The 17356-nt window shown below is 39.9% G+C and carries 16 protein-coding genes and 2 pseudogenes; 6 read left to right on the top strand and 12 right to left on the bottom strand.

Annotated features, from left to right (window positions below; translation table 11 throughout):
• Positions 1-202 precede the first annotated feature (202 nt).
• Entirely contained in the window at positions 203-658 is a 456-nt protein-coding gene (locus tag IE339_RS08180; RefSeq protein WP_242175336.1) for a hypothetical protein, read from the bottom strand.
• 105 nt (positions 659-763) lie between these two features.
• Here IE339_RS08180 and IE339_RS08175 point away from each other — a divergent pair, with 105 nt between their 5' ends.
• Complete coding sequence (locus IE339_RS08175; RefSeq protein WP_242175335.1) at positions 764-1024, top strand: hypothetical protein; 261 nt, start codon at positions 764-766, stop codon at positions 1022-1024.
• 33 nt (positions 1025-1057) lie between these two features.
• Here IE339_RS08175 and kynA read toward each other — a convergent pair whose 3' ends face one another.
• The 3 genes and pseudogenes from kynA to IE339_RS08160 form a co-directional block, all read right to left on the bottom strand.
• Positions 1058-1906 (bottom strand): tryptophan 2,3-dioxygenase, encoded by an 849-nt coding sequence (gene kynA, locus IE339_RS08170; protein WP_242175334.1) that lies wholly within the window; start codon positions 1904-1906, stop codon positions 1058-1060.
• A 24-nt stretch (positions 1907-1930) separates the two neighbouring features.
• On the bottom strand, positions 1931-3205 hold the full coding sequence (gene kynU / locus IE339_RS08165) for a kynureninase (RefSeq protein WP_242175333.1): 1275 nt from the start codon (positions 3203-3205) through the stop codon (positions 1931-1933).
• A 117-nt stretch (positions 3206-3322) separates the two neighbouring features.
• Positions 3323-3601 (bottom strand): annotated as a pseudogene (locus IE339_RS08160) (amidase); the annotation flags it as partial.
• A gap of 159 nt (positions 3602-3760) precedes the next feature.
• Here IE339_RS08160 and IE339_RS08155 point away from each other — a divergent pair.
• The 3 genes from IE339_RS08155 (at position 3761) to IE339_RS08145 (ending at position 9625) form a co-directional block, all read left to right on the top strand.
• Positions 3761-5521, top strand: a complete 1761-nt coding sequence (locus IE339_RS08155) for a hypothetical protein (protein ID WP_242175332.1) — start codon at positions 3761-3763, stop codon at positions 5519-5521.
• Between the two features lie 154 nt (positions 5522-5675).
• On the top strand, positions 5676-7028 hold the full coding sequence (locus IE339_RS08150; RefSeq protein ID WP_242175331.1) for a 3' terminal RNA ribose 2'-O-methyltransferase Hen1: 1353 nt from the start codon (positions 5676-5678) through the stop codon (positions 7026-7028).
• A 2-nt stretch (positions 7029-7030) separates the two neighbouring features.
• Complete coding sequence (locus tag IE339_RS08145) at positions 7031-9625, top strand: polynucleotide kinase-phosphatase (RefSeq protein ID WP_242175330.1); 2595 nt, start codon at positions 7031-7033, stop codon at positions 9623-9625.
• Between the two features lie 60 nt (positions 9626-9685).
• Here the strand turns inward: IE339_RS08145 and IE339_RS08140 are convergent, their stop codons facing one another.
• From IE339_RS08140 to IE339_RS08125, 4 genes are all read right to left on the bottom strand, one after another.
• Positions 9686-10138, bottom strand: a complete 453-nt coding sequence (locus IE339_RS08140) for a hypothetical protein (protein ID WP_242175329.1) — start codon at positions 10136-10138, stop codon at positions 9686-9688.
• A 52-nt stretch (positions 10139-10190) separates the two neighbouring features.
• Entirely contained in the window at positions 10191-11141 is a 951-nt protein-coding gene (locus IE339_RS08135) for a sensor domain-containing diguanylate cyclase (RefSeq protein WP_242175328.1), read from the bottom strand.
• Positions 11142-11356: 215 nt separating this feature from the next.
• Complete coding sequence (locus IE339_RS08130; protein ID WP_242175327.1) at positions 11357-12055, bottom strand: endonuclease V; 699 nt, start codon at positions 12053-12055, stop codon at positions 11357-11359.
• A gap of 19 nt (positions 12056-12074) precedes the next feature.
• Positions 12075-12539 (bottom strand): SRPBCC family protein, encoded by a 465-nt coding sequence (locus IE339_RS08125; RefSeq protein WP_242175326.1) that lies wholly within the window; start codon positions 12537-12539, stop codon positions 12075-12077.
• 546 nt (positions 12540-13085) lie between these two features.
• On the opposite strand from IE339_RS08125, the gene IE339_RS08120 reads away from it, so the two are divergent.
• Positions 13086-13925, top strand: a complete 840-nt coding sequence (locus IE339_RS08120; RefSeq protein ID WP_242175325.1) for a nucleotidyltransferase domain-containing protein — start codon at positions 13086-13088, stop codon at positions 13923-13925.
• 80 nt (positions 13926-14005) lie between these two features.
• Here IE339_RS08120 and IE339_RS08115 read toward each other — a convergent pair whose 3' ends face one another.
• From IE339_RS08115 to IE339_RS08100, 4 genes and pseudogenes are all read right to left on the bottom strand, one after another.
• Positions 14006-14518: an ankyrin repeat domain-containing protein gene (locus tag IE339_RS08115; RefSeq protein WP_242175324.1), complete on the bottom strand. Its 513-nt coding sequence runs from the start codon at positions 14516-14518 to the stop codon at positions 14006-14008.
• Between the two features lie 17 nt (positions 14519-14535).
• Positions 14536-15052: pseudogene (locus IE339_RS08110) on the bottom strand (DUF2247 family protein).
• Positions 15053-15094: 42 nt separating this feature from the next.
• Positions 15095-15538: an SMI1/KNR4 family protein gene (locus IE339_RS08105; RefSeq protein WP_242175322.1), complete on the bottom strand. Its 444-nt coding sequence runs from the start codon at positions 15536-15538 to the stop codon at positions 15095-15097.
• 71 nt (positions 15539-15609) lie between these two features.
• Entirely contained in the window at positions 15610-16500 is an 891-nt protein-coding gene (locus IE339_RS08100; protein WP_242175321.1) for a LysR family transcriptional regulator, read from the bottom strand.
• Positions 16501-16810: 310 nt separating this feature from the next.
• Here IE339_RS08100 and IE339_RS08095 point away from each other — a divergent pair, with 310 nt between their 5' ends.
• Complete coding sequence (locus IE339_RS08095; RefSeq protein WP_242175320.1) at positions 16811-17314, top strand: cyclophilin-like fold protein; 504 nt, start codon at positions 16811-16813, stop codon at positions 17312-17314.
• The last annotated feature ends 42 nt before the right edge of the window (positions 17315-17356 follow it).

The following is a 17356-nucleotide window of genomic DNA, read 5'->3' as shown; positions in this document are numbered from 1 at the left end:
TTCAGCCTTTTTACGAGTTCAATGTTTTTTGTCATAAACCGATATTTATGGAGGTTATTAGCTCCCATAAATATAAAAAACAAGCTAAACCCTTGATAAATTAATGTCATAAAAAGAGGCATAATTGTATCTGGATGCCCTAGCAAAAACTGACCAAGTAAATAACCAATCGAACCACCTGCATATAGAAACTTCACAAGCGCTAGGTGAGATTGTTTTTGTTGGGGAGCTGTTTCTTTCCACCTATTGTGTTTTTTAATGTAATAGCGTAGAAAGAAATACGAGTGTTAGGAAGACGTAGTAACTTGTAGCATTTATACCCGCATAATAGGCGACTTGCATGGATGTGATAAAAATGAGCAATAGACCTTAGCAGACCCGCGACTCCTAAAAAGAGAGTCGGTTCTCTAACAAACTTATTTTCACTCGTTAAAGATATTTTCACTGTCCATACAAATAAAACCCCAACAAGCACAGAGTCGAGATAAAACAGTGTTTTATTCTGTGTAGCAAACAGAGGAATGAGCGTAAAAAAGGCAATCATTAACACTTTATATCCGAAAGCAACTGATTTAAAACTCATGTGATAATCCAGTGTTAAGCGCTGCAACATATGTTTTGGTATATCTCTACGTCTTATGTCGATGTCTAATTTCATGGTGTTGGATCACGCTCCTTTCCATCAGTGTGAACTATTAAATGAGTAAATGTAGGAGGAACTTCAAAACGGAGAATAGCTACTAGTACAAGGAGGTTAGGTTGAATGAAAAAACTGCTTCACCTCATTGCAGGCTTTCTCGTAACAAGCGTTCTGACTGTTGTCATTCCGTTGGTTCTTTTGTTTATCTTCTTCATTTCCCAACAAAATGACAGCGATCCATCAAGTGGCGTGGCTAGAGGATTTGGGATGGCTCTTGCGTTTGGGTTGCTTACGTACATAGCACCAGTGACAGGCATCGTAGGTGGAGTTATGTGGTCGGTAAGGATGTCGCTTCGAAACGAAGAAAAACGGCAACTACACTAAGAGAGAGTACTGTTCGTACTCCCACTTGTGTGCTTAAATTTTCGTCCGTAAATTCCATAGTTCAGGGAAAAAGTGTTGATCAAGCGCGCGTTTCAAGTACGTGACGCCTGATGATCCTCCCGTTCCCTGCTTGTGACCGATAATACGCTCAACCGTACTCATATGATTAAAGCGCCATATTTGCTGCTGATGACCAACATCCACTAATTTTTCAGCCAGCTCATACAAATCCCAATATTTTCCAACATCTCGATAAACCGTCAGCCACGCTTCTTCGACACTTTCATTTGGTTCATACATTTTGGAATAATCACGGCTTAGCGCGGCATCATCTACTTTTAATCCTCGCTTCACAAGCGCATGAATAGCTGCATCGTATAGACTAGGCTCACGAAGGGCTCCCTGCATTTTTTCGTACAGCGGCTGATCATGCTTATACACGGCAAGCATGTGCTCATTTTTATTTCCTAACGCAAATTCAATTAAGCGGTTTTGATAGGACTGAAATCCTGATGACTGGCCGAGTTTATCACGAAACTCCATATATTCCGCTGGCGTTAACGTCGATAAAATGCTCCATGATTGAATCAGCTGCTGTTGAATACGTGAAACGCGCGATAGCATTTTAAAAGAAGGTTCAAGATTGTTTTGTTTGATACAAGCAGTCGCGGCACTTAGCTCGTGTAAAATAAGCTTCATCCACAGTTCAGAAGATTGATGAATGATAATAAACAGCATTTCATCGTGATGATCTGAGAGACGGTGTTGACTGCTTAAAATTTCATCCAGATGTAGATAATCTCCGTACGACATGTTCTGCTGAAAATCCGATTGAATCCGATTTTGTACTTCCATGGACCTTTTCTGTTCCCCGTTTGTCATCAGCTTATTTCCCCTTTAATTTTATTAAGCCACAACTTCCCGCTCATTTTTAAATTTTTCATACTGCTTTTCTGTCATAATTCTCTTTAACACTTGGACGACGCTCCACACTTCCTCATAGGTGGTGTATAGGGCAATAGGTGCTAGTCGAATAATATTTGGTGCACGAAAATCCGGTATAATGCCATTCTCCTTTAGAGCCTTACAAATGCGAGCCGCCTCTTTATGCTCCAAACTCACATGACCACCTAAGCGAGATTCTTCACGGGGACTTCCAATATAAAACTCAAATCCTGAAAGCTCTTGTTCAAGCAGGCTCATTAAATATTGCGTCATATGAAGTGATTTTTGACGGATATTTTCAATTCCTGCTTCTGCAAAGATCTCAAGCGATCCAATTAGCGGCGCTACGCTTAATACGTGCGGTGTCCCGATTTGATAAGCGCCTGCATGCTCAGCTGGTGTCAGCGTATGCTCCATATCAAACTGCTTGTCTTTTCGTGATCCAAACCACCCCGCAAGACCAGGCGACGTTCCGAAATGACGTTTGTTCACATACAGAGACCCCACTGCACCAGGACCTCCATTTAAATGTTTATAATTGCACCAATAAGCAAAATCTACATCCCATTCACTAAAAGAATGCGGAACGGCACCGACAGAATGGCAGCCGTCAAAACCAATCAGGATGCCTCTTTTATGCGCCTCTTCTGTTAACCGTTTTATATCTAACACTTGACCACTTCGGTATAAAACAGTTGGCAAAATAATCAGTGCGATTTCACTTGTCATCGCTTCAATAATATCGTCCTCTTCTAAAAAACGACCGTCTCGGCTTTTTACCTGTACGAGGTGTTCTGTTGGCTCATAGCCGTGCGTTTGAAGATGACTTTGAATGGCATAAATATCAGACGGAAACGTCAGCTCATCGGCTAAGATCTTTGTTCGATCACCGCTTGGCTGATAAAAGGTAGCTAGAATTTGATGAAGGTTGACCGTTGTAGATCCTGTAACGATCACTTCGTCAGGTAATGCCCCGACTAAGGGAGCCATTTTCTCACCTAGCGTTTCTGATAACGAGAACCACGGATAACTCCCCTGCATCCACCCATCAATTCCATGTTCTTTCCAGTCATTTAAAGAGGCTAAAAGCGTTTTTTCAGCACGCTTTGATAATAATCCAAGTGAATTTCCATCCATATAAATGGAATTCTTCTTTATGTAAAACTCTTCTCGAAAACGACGTAGCGAATCATGTTGATCCAACTCTTTCGCCTGCTCAATCGTCCTTACTTTCATTGTTCTCATCCCCTTTGTTTTGTTCACTATATGAAAAGGTTATCAAGCAAAATATGGGAGTGTCAACACATATATCATAAGTAGTTAAGGTCTCATGTGCATCGCTGGCAGCCTACGCTAAAAACGTGGGCTTTTTCGGTGCTTCGTTTTTTGCTCAAAAGCATACGCAAGCTGAATCAACTTCTTTTCTGAAAATGCTCCACCAGCAAACGTAATACCAAATGGCCGTCCAGACGCCTGATAACCAGCAGGAACGGCGATCGACGGATAACCTGCCTTTGCACTAATTGTCGAGTTTAGATAAGCAGGAAACACAATGGCATCTAGTCCATATTTTTTTAGAGTGTAATCAATTCCTTCTTCTTGAGCATAGTACAAATCTTCTAATTTTGCGTGAATGTAAGCAATATTGTAACCTCCTAGTCTTCCTATTAGTTCTCCTTGTATTCCGTTCTCTCCTCTTTTACAAAAGATGCGCGCTCTCTATTTACTTTCATAAGCGTCTATCATACTATTAATTGGAAAATATTTGATTTTTATTAAAAGGTGATGAAAATGAAACGATTGTTAGCATGGATGATTCCATTACTTTTGGTAGGCTCTATAGGTTTCTTTTTGTATAGTAAGATGGTTACCGTAAAACCAACTGCGTCTTCTCCTTCAAGACAAATTCATCAACAGGATGCGTTAAATTGGCTGAAATCACAATACGACCCTCTCTCTAATCAACAAATAAAATTTGACCAAGCCTACTCAACGGACGAAATTTCAAGTATAAAAGGGCAAGTTGACATTCGTTTCTTACCGAACGTGCAGGTCGAGCCACACCCTTTTATACAACTTTCACGTAATTATTCTTCTGGCTTTCATGGGGAAATTAAAGGCACATGGGGAAATCTCTCAAAAATCCATACGTATCATCTCGTCATTTATGATAAAACAGATATACTCTACGAACGAGCTAACGTGCAGCTAAAAAAGGACGGAACATGGTCAGCAGGAACATTGTCTATTCAAGGAGAGGCCATTATTGTGTTAAAAGATGAAGAAGATCGCCTTGTTGCTACAGCGAGCCAGCACCCAAACAAAGGAACCATCATGAATTACGTTGTGGAAATTTATTCCGTTTCTGATCAACCCTATTTACAAGCAACGGTTCCCCTTCACTCGGATGGCACTTTTATGATACGGAGTACACCTGAGGAGAACATCTCGATTCGAAAAGGAGCCAAAATGGCTCAAGTCGTACAGAAAAAAGATCAGAAAGTAGTGGCTACCACTGAAGAACCAAAATATTCGTTAATTCGATCGTACAATGTGCCACTTAATGACCCTGATATTAAAACGGGCATCAACCAAAGAAGCTGGCTGTATGACAATGCTTTGGCCGTCATTTCTTTTTCACTTGCAAGCGATCAAAAGCGCGCTTCTTCCCTATTAGATTCGCTATCTCATTTACAAAACGAAGATGGTTCGCTCGCTTTTTCCTATGATATTTTTACAGGTCCTGTCGATACAACCAAGCGAAGTGGCGCCATTGCATGGGCAGGAGATGCCGCACTTACTTATGAAAAAATCTTTCACGATTCCTCCTATCGTTCTTTTGCAATACAAGCAGGTAACTATTTACTTACACAACAAGATTCTACTACCGGAAGCATTAAGGGTGGACCCGATGTGAACTGGTTTTCAACTGAGCACAACATTGATGCATACTTTTTTCTACGGAATTTAGGATTACAAACAAACGATCAAACATATGTAGAAGCGGCTAAGAAAATAAAACATTCGTTGCTCGTTCATCATTGGAATGAACAAGAGGAACGTTTTGATCAGGGTATACAGGACGATGCCGACACGCTAGACGCTAACGCGTGGGGAGCTATTTTTTTAGAAGCTACCGGGGAGCAAGATATGGCTAAAAAAGCAGCCGCTCATTTAAATACGTTTAAAATGACCGGTCAGCATATGAAAAAAAGTGATGACTTAAACTCTTTCAACCAAACTTTTTCTACAAAGAAAACGTTAGAGGGCTACAAGCCATTCGGTAAGGGATACGCAAATGCGCCGGAGGTCATTTGGACAGAAGGAACGTGGGGAGTCATTAACCTCTTCAAGCGCCAAGGAAAAGAAGCACATTCATTCATTAATTCTATGCTATACATGCAGGATGCGGACCCAAACGGAGGACTTGTCTATACACATAAAGGATTCTCACCTTCCCCCTACAAATTTCACGTATGGCCCTCTGTAGCAGGAACGGCGTGGCAGTATATTACGTTAACAAATCCAAAAGCAATTTGGACAGATGATTGAATCTACATTTGGATGAACGCTCATGCTTCTTTACGTAAAATCCCTTTTAAAACAAGTAATCTCTACAATATATGGTAATCTATTAACGTATCATGAATTTTGAAAATTTGGACATACATCCATTTTTATACTCACTTATGAAAGAAGGGTCTTTATGCAACTTACTATTAAAGCACATGGGGAAAACGCAGATGCCATTTCATATCTATTGGCTAAAAATCCAAACAACCTGTACGAACGCATGCATAACGGACACCTCGTCCGAATGTTTTATACGGAATGTACGCAAGAAAAATTGGACGTGACGTTTTTTGTCACGCCTGATTCAATTGAATTATCGAGAAATCGTTCTGAAATATACGACATTACTTCTTATATTAATGACCGCGAATTTGCTGTTAGTAGTATTTTTTGCACTCTTTTACGAACTTCTCTTGGAACGGCACTAAACGGAAAATCGAAGGAAGAATATCAGAAATGGGTGGATCATCAATTTGCCTTTCAGTTTGAATTTGGTCCTTTAGCTTCTGATCTGTCAGACGAGCAAATTCGAAACCTATTTGAACCGCTGGGCTATTCCGTATCTGTTACATACGGTTCAAATGATTATCACTTTTCAATGTCAAAACAAAGCGCTGCACGGTCTATTACCTTAGAGGGATTTGTCACGTTGCAAAGTGGCCTTCGTCAGCTGTTTGTCTTAATTCCCGTATTGGATAACTATAAGCACTATTTTATTGATGAAAAAGAAGTGGAAAAAATCACACGGTATGGAGAAGGATGGTTAGACGAGCATCCAGAACGAAATTTCATCTTAGAACGTGGGCTTCGGTTCAAAGAAATGATTCGTTTAGTAGAGAACACAACATCTTCATCAGAGGAGTTACCGCCTGTAAGCACCTCTATTCGTTTAAATGAACAGCGCTATGAGAAAATTATTCAGGTTATTCAATCGTTAGAAGCTCACCAGCATATCGTCGACTTTGGATCTGGTGAAGGAAAATTGTCGGTTCAGCTTGGATTTGTAGAGGGGGTGAAGGAAATTCTCGCAGTAGAGCCTTCACAGCGGTCTATTCTTCAAGCACGACATCGATTTGAAAAAGCTTCTGCTGAAGAAGGGTTTCTACTCCCTACTTCCATCACAGGTTCCCTTTTTTACTACGATGAGCGATTCATGAAAAAAGATGTGATGATTTTATGCGAAGTTATTGAGCATATTGATGAGCATCGCCTACCAAAAGTGATGGATACAATTCTCCATCACTATCAACCACGTACGCTCATCGTTACGACGCCAAATGCAGACTACAATTCCGTATACAATCTCGGCAAAGATTACCGCCATGATGATCACCGGTTTGAGTGGTCACGCGATGAATTTACACAATGGTGTGATACCCAAAATCATCAGAATAACTACCAGCTTTCATTTAATGGCATCGGCACCAAACACGAAGAATACGGAACCCCAACACAAATGTGTATATTCACCAGAAAGGAGCAATAACGATGAATCTCTATATCCCCTATTCAGGAATTATATTATTCGTTGGTCCTTCTAATAGTGGAAAGTCCACGCTTATACAAGAACTCATTCAGAAACAGCAAATTCTTTCATCAGAAGTGGTAAGCTCTGATACGTTTCGGGTTCTGACAAGCGATATTGAATTCATGGATTGGACAAACAGACCAAAAGACGAGGCAGATGTACTTTACAATCAATATCAGCAAATTTCAAAAGCAGCATTTACGCTGATGGACTCACTAATTGAAGCAAGATGTAAGCTTAACAAAGTTACATTTGTTGATGCTACACACCTTCATCCCGATGACCGAAAAAAATATATTGAGATGGGAAGACGCCACCATGTTCCTGTCGTCGCTATCGTATTAGGCGTTGATCAAGATACGTTATTAGCGCGTGATCAAAATCGGGACAACCCAAGAGGCAAACGTCGCATCAAGCAACAGTATCAAGTATTCAAGCGTGAAAAACGTTTTATGAAAAAAGAAGGCTATCGCTCTGTGTATTTTCTTTCAGACGACAAGAACTTCACATTTGTTCGAGAGAAACGTAATCCTCTGGAAATTGATGCGTCAAGCGGTATTGATATTATCGGAGACATCCACGGGTGCTATGATGAAATGATTGAACTTTTAGAAAAGCTTGGGTATCAAAAAAATGAGGAATCCTACTTTATTCATCCAGAAGGCCGCAAGTTTTTATCACTCGGTGATATTATGAGCCGTGGACCAAAATCACTTCAAACGATGACGTTTTTCAGTCGTCACATTAAAAAAGGGCTTGGCTACATGATTGATAGCAACCACGGTTGGAAGATTGCTCGCTGGCTTGACGGTCGCAACGTTATGTTAAGTCATGGAGATGAACGGGTTGAAAAGGAACTTCAGCAGTTTCAACAAGAACTTGGTGACGAGGAAACAGCAAATTTAAAACAGAATTTAAAAGAAATGCTGATGAATGCTCCTTCTCATTACATCTTAACGAAAAACGGGGTGGCGACCCTTGTCTGTACACACGCAGGAATTAAAGATGAATTTATCGGAAAACAATCGCAAATTATTTCCGATTTCTGTCGTTACGGCGAGTCGGATGGATTTCATGAAAGCGGAAAACCTATTCGAAAAGATTGGTCCATTCATCACGCGACATCAACTCTTATCGTATGGGGACACGATCCGAAAAAGAAACCGCTGACTGTACACAATACGGTAAATATCGACCAAGGCGTCGTATTCGGTGGAGAACTAACAGCGCTTCGCTATCCGGAACAAGAATTTGTAGCAGTACAGGCGAAAAAAGATTACTCAAACAGCGAGCAAAATCCATTAAAGGAACTTGCAGCACAGCGCTTAAATCCACCGAACATTGCGAAGTTCTTAAACGGCTATTCTGTTTCAACGCGAGATTCAAACGACGTTCGCATTCCAAAAGAGCATATTATCCCAGCGCTCGACACGGTGTCTCATTTCACAGTGCCAATTGAAGAACTGGTGTACATCCCACCTACGATGAGTCCTACGCCTACTCCTTCTCCTTTGCCTGATTATCTAGAGCATCCAAAGGAAGCGATTGAGTATTACCGAAAGCTTGGTATAACAACTATGGTCGCTGAGAAAAAGCATATGGGGAGTCGCGGAATACTGCTTCTTTTTAAAGATCCAGAGGCTGCAAAAAAACATATCGGTCGGGAAACATTAGGAACCATTTATACGCGAACAGGAAGACGATTTTTCAAAGCGGACACGGAGAAAAATGTCCTTTTACAAATAAACCAAAGTCTTCGTGAGCACGGTTATTTTGAAAAATATGATACAGAATACGTCCTTCTAGATGCCGAAATTATGCCTTGGAATTTAAAAGCAAAAGAGCTTATTAATGATCAGTATGCAAATGTAGCAGAACACGCCCTACTAGACAGAAGCATGCTGCTAGCAAAACTTAAAAACGCCCTCCAAGCTACACCTGAACTTGAGTCATGGGTGAACGAGTACGAACAGAAACTTGACCACGCTGAACAATTTAAAGATGTGTTTCAAAAATATTGCTGGGACGTTGAGGATATTAATCGTATACAGATTGCGCCATTTCATGTGCTTGCACACAGCAACAGCACCTTCTTTCATAAACCCCACACGTGGCACATGAAAATGAATCAAGCATTTTCTCAAATGGTGGATTTGTTTGTCCAAACTGATTTTATGATCATTTCAGATGAAGACAGCGAAGAGGAAGTTATTAAATGGTGGGAGGACATCACAAGTGACGGACATGAAGGAATTGTCATTAAACCAGAAACGTTTCTCACCTCCGTCAAAGGAAAGGTGATTCAGCCTGCGATTAAAGTACGCGGACAGAAATACTTAAACATCATTTATGGAATGGACTACCTGCTACCTGAGAATCTAAAACGATTAAAAGAGCGGAGCGTATCCAAAAAGCAAAAACTTGCACTAATGGAATTTTCTCTTGGTTTAGAAGGCATTCGACGTTTTGTGGATGAAGAAACGACAGAACGCGTTCACGAGTGTGTTCTTGGTACGTTAGCAATGGAGTCCGATCCCGTTGATCCCCGATTATAAAGAAAAAACGCTGTGCGAACGTTTCGCATAGCGTTTTTTGTCATGATCTTGTGTTCTTCCTTACCGAGCACCCCTCATCTCTTTCCACTTGACATAAGCAAATAATCCACCCGTCATCACAACAGGTAAAAAGAGTGGCTGCAGCAAGTTTCCGATTGGCAGTGGCGTGGTCAGAAAAAGCACTACTCCCGTAAAAGTAGTACCGAAAAAAAGAAAAAGATTTGTTTTCATAAAACGCGCCATGATGGCTCTATTAAATCTGTACACGCTGACGACCATCGTGACTAAAAATAGTAGAATAAAAAAGCCATCTACCTTTGTTGTCCATGTTGTTAAGCGGTTCAAGTGATCAAATGATTTTTCGGCAGATATAGAAGAGGTCCATGCTGTATCGTACCATTCGCCCTTTGAAACTTCTATCCATGCATAAGTACCGTATACCAGTAACATAAGAATAAGATAACTTCGAAATAAAATGCTCTTTTTATCTCGCGACTTGTGGTTGGACATCATTATCGCCTTCCCCTCTACTCATTTGACGCTATGCTTTTTAATAATGAGCAGGCTACCAAAAGCAATACGTGTTTTTGCCACTGTTCTTTGCTTCATATAACGCATCGTCTGCTTTTTTTAACAAGCTATCCAAATTAGAACCACTAGCCTCATACGGCACAATGCCCACACTCACAGATAAATTCACATCTTGAAGACGATCATCCCAAGCTGACAGCTGAAGAAGTATATAATCAGCTAAATCAGCCAATTCCTCATTGGTCAAGTGCTTTGAAATGTGCAGAATAAACTCATCTCCTCCGAGACGAACCGCCGTTGCAGGTAGTTTCTTCGCGTCGATAATTGAGAGAATTCGATCACCTACTTCTTTTAAAACGTCATCTCCTTCTTCGTGTCCATATACATCGTTTACTTTTTTAAAGCCGTCTAAATCAAGAAAAAGAATAGACCCTGCGAACGAAGCATTTTCCCGAAACATTTTGTCTAGAAAACGACGATTATATAATCCTGTCAAATGATCGCGATAAGCCACGCTCTCTAACTCTAAATAGTAAGAAAACATTTTAGCAATTCGCTCTACCATTTTAATGCTTTTTTCATTAAACGTTTTGGCGTCTTGATGAACGGCGCAAAGCGTACCAAATATCCGCCCGTTTCGAAGCACAATTGGAATGCCAAGGTACGAATTAATATTAACGTCGGTCAATCTTTCTCTAAGATCGTTTAAGCATGGCTCTTTACTAATATCTTCGAATATTAAAGGCATTCCGCTTTGAAAATCAATGCGGCAGCAAACTGTGTCCTGAAGATTAAGAGACATCCCTTCCTCAATGCCAATATAATCATTTTCCTCGGAGAGCTGCAGCACAACCTGTTCATTTTCGGTGAATGCACTAAGGTATAATAAACGGTCAGGCAAAATTTCTTTGGCTAAACTTAATATATCGGTTGCTAGTTCATTAAAGTTACTGTATAAGTGTAGTTCCTGTATTGTTATCGTCAATATTACCACCCCAATTTTACATATCATATCGTGGACTACTCTAATCATCTATGATATATACGCTAAACTAAAGGTATGACTTTCCTTCACAAGGTCAAGCAGTATGTAGACCGTTATAACAGCATATATCTCTTTTAATAGTTTACCATTTTTTTCTTTTCGTTGCCCAACTAAAATCAGGTAACGAGCGTCTAAGCTTCTATCAACTATTTTTACTACTTTCCTTCGTTGTTGTTATTATACATTCTTCTCGCTTCATATGTTGCGAGATCTGCGTATCGTGTGGTGACAGGCAGGCGACTATCCTTTTCCACCAAATACATCGTAATTTCTGTAGCCGTGTCAAGGTCGATCCAGTTTCCACATGAAAGAAACACAGGCTTTACATCCACACGTGTCCGAAGAGCTCGGCCGTAGATGGTGCCATCAACAATAATATCGGTATACGCTCCTTTTTTATTTTCCGGCATTGTAAAATCAACGTTTCCAACTTTAAAATACGTTTTTGCGACGCCAATCGTTGGCTTTTCAAGTTCAAAGGATGCATGTGTTGCAATCCCCATATTTCGATGATGCAAGTAGCCGTTGCCATCAAACATATAAAGGTCTGGAGCGCTCGTTAGCTTTTTTATCGCCTCTTTAATAAGCGGTAGCTCTCGAAAGGCTAGATAGCCTGGTATATAAGGAAACGTTACCTCTCCTACGTATTCTACCGCTTCAACAACTTTTTTCGTTTGATAATCAAGAACCTGTATACAGCACACACCATAATCTGTTTCTTCGTTAGTCCAATAAGCAATATCAACACCTGCTACTAGCGCTAGTTGTTGTTTTTCAAACGTATTATGCAAGGAGATTTTTTCTCTATACTCATCTTGAATCGCACGTAGCTGCCTTTCAGAATGATTGTTCATTGCATGTTCACCATACCTTTTATCTTTGTGTTTTGTATTCTTCCGCAATTCGCTTCAGCTCTTGTGCTCGTTGCACGATGAACCTTCGCATATATCGTTTAAGAAAAAGGAGATCGGCACATACACCTAAAAGGCCAAAAGGAGATCGATAAGAAAAGGTATCCGTCATCATTGTTCCATTATCATGCTCATGAAACTCATGAACGTGCGTAAAGGATTGAAACGCTCCTTTCACCATGACATCCGTAAACATCGTAGGTCGCTCCATTTCCACAATTTGAGCGGTCAACCGTTGTCTTACACCAAGATGCTTCGCTTCCCACGTAACCGTATCTCCTTTTTCCATCAGCCCTTCCGTTTTCCCACCCACAGCCCGTTCTCCTGTCTCACTTGTCGTTTCCATATGAACATCAATATTTCGCGCTAAATCAAAGCAAAGCCAGGAAGGGGCATCAATGTAAATTCGATGAATAATGACTGGCAACGAAATCTCTCCTTTGCTCACAATAGCTTTTTTATTACTATACCATTTCCGCTAAGCTTCAGACGGTTATAAAGCGAAAAACAAAAACCTCAGTCTTTTCGACCAAGGCTTTCCTACTTGTTTTTGTGTTAAGGGCAATGGTTACTTCTGTGTGCCTACTAAACAAGCATGTCCCTCTTGAGTAAGATTCCTGCTGACAGCATAAAAGCGACCATTCCTGTGAAGCTTACTGAGCACAGCGCTATTACAAATGAGCTATTTTGCACCGTAAATTCTCCTGTTAAAAAAGAAACTAAATCAAAATTAGTGAAGAAAAAGTACTCCCTCTACTATGCACTTATTTTTAAATATTTTTTCCACAAATATCCATTATTTATATTAAAAAAATACCAAATAAAGACAATTATACATTTATAAATGTAGCTACCAAAACTTCTTTGGTGACAAGCTCTGCGTGTTTAAAGCAAATTCTACTTGAAAAACCACTCAATATAACCAATAATTGGAATGAACAAAGACAACAAGGGACTAGAAAGGGAGAAGTATATGATACCGAAAGTTGTAAAGGAAACGATTGATTTGCTAACGGAGGCACTACATAAGCGAAATATTGAAGTAGAAGGGATTTATTTATACGGATCCGTTGCACTAGGAGCTTTTATTGAAGGGTCTAGCGACATTGATTTTATCGCCATTTTGAAAGAAGAACCTTGCGCACAAGATAGAGATCTGATTTTAGAAGCGCATAAAGAAGTAGAAGTCATACTTCCTGATACGGATATTATGGGGGCATATATTTTAAAAAGTGAGATTGGCATGTTAGAAGATGAGAGATCTTTTTTACTCACGTATTTTAATAAGGAATTGCATACAAATGGATTTGGTTCAGATCTTAACCCTGTTACGTGGTGGATGGTAACAAATCGAGGCATTCACGTCTACGGATCTGCGCAACTAATTGACTTTAAAATTGAAATGGATCACGTTCTTCCATATGTGATAAATAACCTAAATACGTATTGGAAAGGTACCATTGAAAAGCTAAAACAGCAGCTAGCTTTTATAGAGGCAGTTGCTCATGAAGAGAGCGTAACAAAACAACTTGATGAAGCCGTTGAATGGTGTTCACTCGGCATGCTTCGTCAGCTTTACACGCTGAAGGAGAAAGATATCACTAGTAAAATTGGTGCTGGATTATATGGACTTGATATCCTTCCTGAACAATTCCATGGACTTATTCAGGAAGCCATTAGTATTAAAAAACGGCAGCCTATCCGTCACTACAACGACAACAAACAAAGACTAACAGATCTTGTGGAACTTCTGACCTTTATTGAAGCTGAGGCAAATGTGGCATTCAATACGCAAAACGGCGTTCAAGCGTAATATAATTTAATCAAAAGAGGCTTAGCGCAATAAGCGATAAGTCTCTTTTAATAAACAGGAATGCACACGGTAAACATATCCTATTGTTCATCAAGATTCATTTTCGATTTTAAGTACTCTGCAATTTCTGTCTGCCCAAATTCTCTCGCATATTCGTAAGCATTCATATTTTTTAGCACTTCCCCCGTATATCGAACAGAGATGTCCATTCCTTCTTCCACTAGGAATACAACGACGTCTCGATGTCCGCCGTAAATGGCTCCAAAAAGCGGATTTCTTTTCGCTAACGTGACATCTAATTCTGCTCCGTTTTCTACTAGATACTTGACAATCTCAATATGCCCAGCCCCCGCTGCCCCATTTAAAGGCCCAGAGTCAAAGATATCTCCCTTTACGTTAACGTCAATTCCTTTATGAAGGAAGTATTTCACAATGTCCAGATGTCCCTTTTTTGCTGCTACGTGCAACCACGTTCCAAACGGCGTCATTGTATGTAAAGCCCCAGGATTCTCCTCTATTAGTTTCTCTACTGTCAAATGGTCTCCACGCTTAATCGCATTTCTAATTGATTTATTTAGTGATTTTCTATCCATCCTCTCACCTCCAAAGCTCATAGCTGTTGGTCACTTTCCCAATGCAAACTTTGTGAAAATCTTTGATGTTGTTCCGTTAAATAGCTCTCCCAATGTTTATATAAACGAGCGTACTTTAATCCAAAAACTCCAAGATTAGGTTCTTTCGTAGGCATATACCTAACAAACCCTTCCATTATTTCTGGGTAATCAAAATCTGCAAATTTCCTCTACTATACCAAGGGGATCTGGATAATGATCCTTTTCTGCGAATAACCAATCTAACACAACATACAGCCACTTCTCTTTTATTACTTCAATCTGCTGAGATGGTTCTGCTTTTGCTAGCTTATCTAGATAGTGCTGGATGGATTCGTCTGCATACAAAGCAGCTAGTTGAAACAATGTATCAGATTCACTCGTCTTTTCAGAAAGCAATGTGACAGCATGTGTAATAACTACTTCAGATGGTAAAAAACCCTTATCAACAGCATATTTTAATTCTCGAAAACTAAATGACGTGTTCTTTAATGCCCGATCATAAACACGTTTCATTGGTAAATCCATAGCTATAATCCTCCTGATATGAATTCATGCTTAAAACTGAATTCCAATCTCTCCCTTAAGCGCCTTTTCTATATACTCTTCAAAACTGCTAGCAATCCACTTGTCTCCGCCAAAATCAAAATCGAATGAAATGATACCTCCATCAGAATCACTAAAACCTACTGGATTCCCCGCACCATCTATTCCAATGACAACAAAATTCTCATATCCCTTCGGAAGAATGGTCCTAAATCTTAAAGACTGCTCAACAAACGATGGTGTTGAAACCAATTCCGCCTCCCTTAACCCTAACACGATTACTTCCCCAACTCCTCCTGAACCATAGCTTTGAAGAAATTGTTTAAAGCTTTCCGGTAGCTTCATTTGCAGTTCTTTCTCCGCTTGTTCTACTTCTTGAATTGAAACAGGCCCTCCAAATGCTTCTGGACATGCTTGAAATTCTTCCTCAATTGCATGTATTAAATCCACCTTCATTTCAATTCTCCTCCTTTTCTTCGTTCATTTATTTCATTCCCGTAACCGTCCCGTTCAAGAGCTTATTCACGTTAAGAAAATTCTCCTCTCATTTCTTGTAAAAAAGCATTCGCTGCTGCGGAAAAAAGCTGATGCTTTTTCCAAACCATGTTTAGCCCTGATTCGAGACGTGGCTGTAATGATCTAAAACATAGGCTACTACTTTCCGAGGTGTTTACGATTTTATCAAGTGTAATCGCATAGCCTATTCCTTCTTCAACCATGAGAGACGCATTAAATGCGAGATTATATGTCGTCACGATATTTAATTTATGAAAATCCTCCCCAAACCAATCGGCGAATTCATTTTTTGAAAACGTCTGCTTCATTGCCTGCCGTGAGCAGATAAGTGGTAGCTCTAGTAAATCCGTTGCTTCAATGGTTTCTTTCTCGGCAAGAGGGCTGTCTTTTCTCATCACCACGCCCCATACGTCTTTGGCAGGTACATTTATATAATTGTATTTGGAAAGATCCGCTGGCTGAATTAAAAGACCAAAGTCAAGCAATCCTTTATCAAGTCGTTCAGTGATGTCTTCTTCATTTCCACTATACAAATGGTAGCGTATCTTTGGATAACGTAGCTGCAAATCTTTTGCCACCTTCGCAATCAGCTTCATCGCCTCCGTTTCGCCACCCCCTATATAGACATCGCCGCTCAACGTTTCTTCCATTGAACTAAATTCGCCCTCTAGCTTATCCACCATATTCAGAATTTCTTCTGCTCTCTTTCGAAGAATAATACCCTCCTCTGTGAGAATGACGCTATGACTGCTACGAACAAAGAGTTTTTTTCCAAGCTCTTCTTCCAAATCTTTTAACTGTCTCGACAAGGTGGGCTGCGTAACGTGTAAAAAATTAGCCGCCTTCGTAATATTTCCTTCTCTAGCAACGGTAAGAAAATACCTCAACACTCGAAGCTCCATACAAGTTCCTCCTCTTTATTATAGTTAGTGTACATAACAAAGAAATGCTTATCAAGCATATAAAGATATAAGATATAAGTATTTTCTATATAAAGAAAGAACCATTAGAATAAGGAGCAACGAAGGTGATGGCATGAATTCTAGCACAAAATAGACGCTTTATTACTTGAGTTCAAGTTTTTATTTAGCCAAAAATGGTTTCGAGTATTCATTTCACAACCCACTTATTTTATCTACACTCTTTCTTACAACTAGAGTTGCTGTTCTATACGGCTTTGTTTCTAAAGGGGAAGTAAAGGAGGAAAACAAAATGAGAAAACAATTGTACTTAGTGTCCCTTTTAGGCATGTACCTATCTCTATCTGCTTGTAGTAGCGAAGGACCTACGTCTAAAACGGACAAGGGATACGAAGGAAGTCGTCAACAAGTGCAGTTAAAAGAAAAACACATGTTAGATACACGAGTAAAATTAACCTTTGACAACTACACTGTATTCGTCAAGATGTACGATCATCCAATGAGCAGAGACTTGCTAGCACAGCTACCTTTAACACTAACTTTCAAAGACTACGTAGCAAAAGAGAAAATTAGCGTGCTGAAAAAAAGGTTATCATCCGACCATTCACAATCTAAAAATCAGCCAAAAAAAGGAGACTTTGCTTATTATTCTCCTTGGGGAAATATCGCTATTTTTTATAAAGGACATGAGGTCGCAACCAATGACCTCGTGATATTAGGTCAGATCGAATCAGGAAAAGAGAACTTCGAAAATCTTCATGGTGACTTCACCCTAACAATGGAAAAAACTCATTGATCGTTTTGTCAAAACACGTTTCTTGAATTCTACACAACTAGA

This window comes from Priestia koreensis (assembly GCF_022646885.1).
GTDB lineage: Bacteria > Bacillota > Bacilli > Bacillales > Bacillaceae_H > Bacillus_AG > Bacillus_AG koreensis_A.
Note: the sequence above shows the minus strand (reverse complement) of the source record. Positions and strands in the feature narration are given on the sequence as shown.

Excerpts from the sequence above, each read along its gene's own strand:
- IE339_RS08095 (WP_242175320.1), top strand. The coding sequence starts at position 16,811 with ATGAGAAAACAATTGTACTTAGTGTCCCTTTTAGGCATGTACCTATCT.
- IE339_RS08100 (WP_242175321.1), bottom strand. The coding sequence starts at position 16,500 with ATGGAGCTTCGAGTGTTGAGGTATTTTCTTACCGTTGCTAGAGAAGGA.
- IE339_RS08155 (WP_242175332.1), top strand. The coding sequence starts at position 3,761 with ATGAAACGATTGTTAGCATGGATGATTCCATTACTTTTGGTAGGCTCT.
- kynU (WP_242175333.1), bottom strand. The coding sequence starts at position 3,205 with ATGAAAGTAAGGACGATTGAGCAGGCGAAAGAGTTGGATCAACATGAT.
- IE339_RS08145 (WP_242175330.1), top strand. The coding sequence starts at position 7,031 with ATGAATCTCTATATCCCCTATTCAGGAATTATATTATTCGTTGGTCCT.
- IE339_RS08105 (WP_242175322.1), bottom strand. The coding sequence starts at position 15,538 with ATGAAGGTGGATTTAATACATGCAATTGAGGAAGAATTTCAAGCATGT.
- IE339_RS08140 (WP_242175329.1), bottom strand. The coding sequence starts at position 10,138 with ATGATGTCCAACCACAAGTCGCGAGATAAAAAGAGCATTTTATTTCGA.
- IE339_RS08180 (WP_242175336.1), bottom strand. The coding sequence starts at position 658 with ATGAAATTAGACATCGACATAAGACGTAGAGATATACCAAAACATATG.
- IE339_RS08175 (WP_242175335.1), top strand. The coding sequence starts at position 764 with ATGAAAAAACTGCTTCACCTCATTGCAGGCTTTCTCGTAACAAGCGTT.
- kynA (WP_242175334.1), bottom strand. The coding sequence starts at position 1,906 with ATGACAAACGGGGAACAGAAAAGGTCCATGGAAGTACAAAATCGGATT.
- IE339_RS08115 (WP_242175324.1), bottom strand. The coding sequence starts at position 14,518 with ATGGATAGAAAATCACTAAATAAATCAATTAGAAATGCGATTAAGCGT.
- IE339_RS08120 (WP_242175325.1), top strand. The coding sequence starts at position 13,086 with ATGATACCGAAAGTTGTAAAGGAAACGATTGATTTGCTAACGGAGGCA.
- IE339_RS08150 (WP_242175331.1), top strand. The coding sequence starts at position 5,676 with ATGCAACTTACTATTAAAGCACATGGGGAAAACGCAGATGCCATTTCA.
- IE339_RS08130 (WP_242175327.1), bottom strand. The coding sequence starts at position 12,055 with ATGAACAATCATTCTGAAAGGCAGCTACGTGCGATTCAAGATGAGTAT.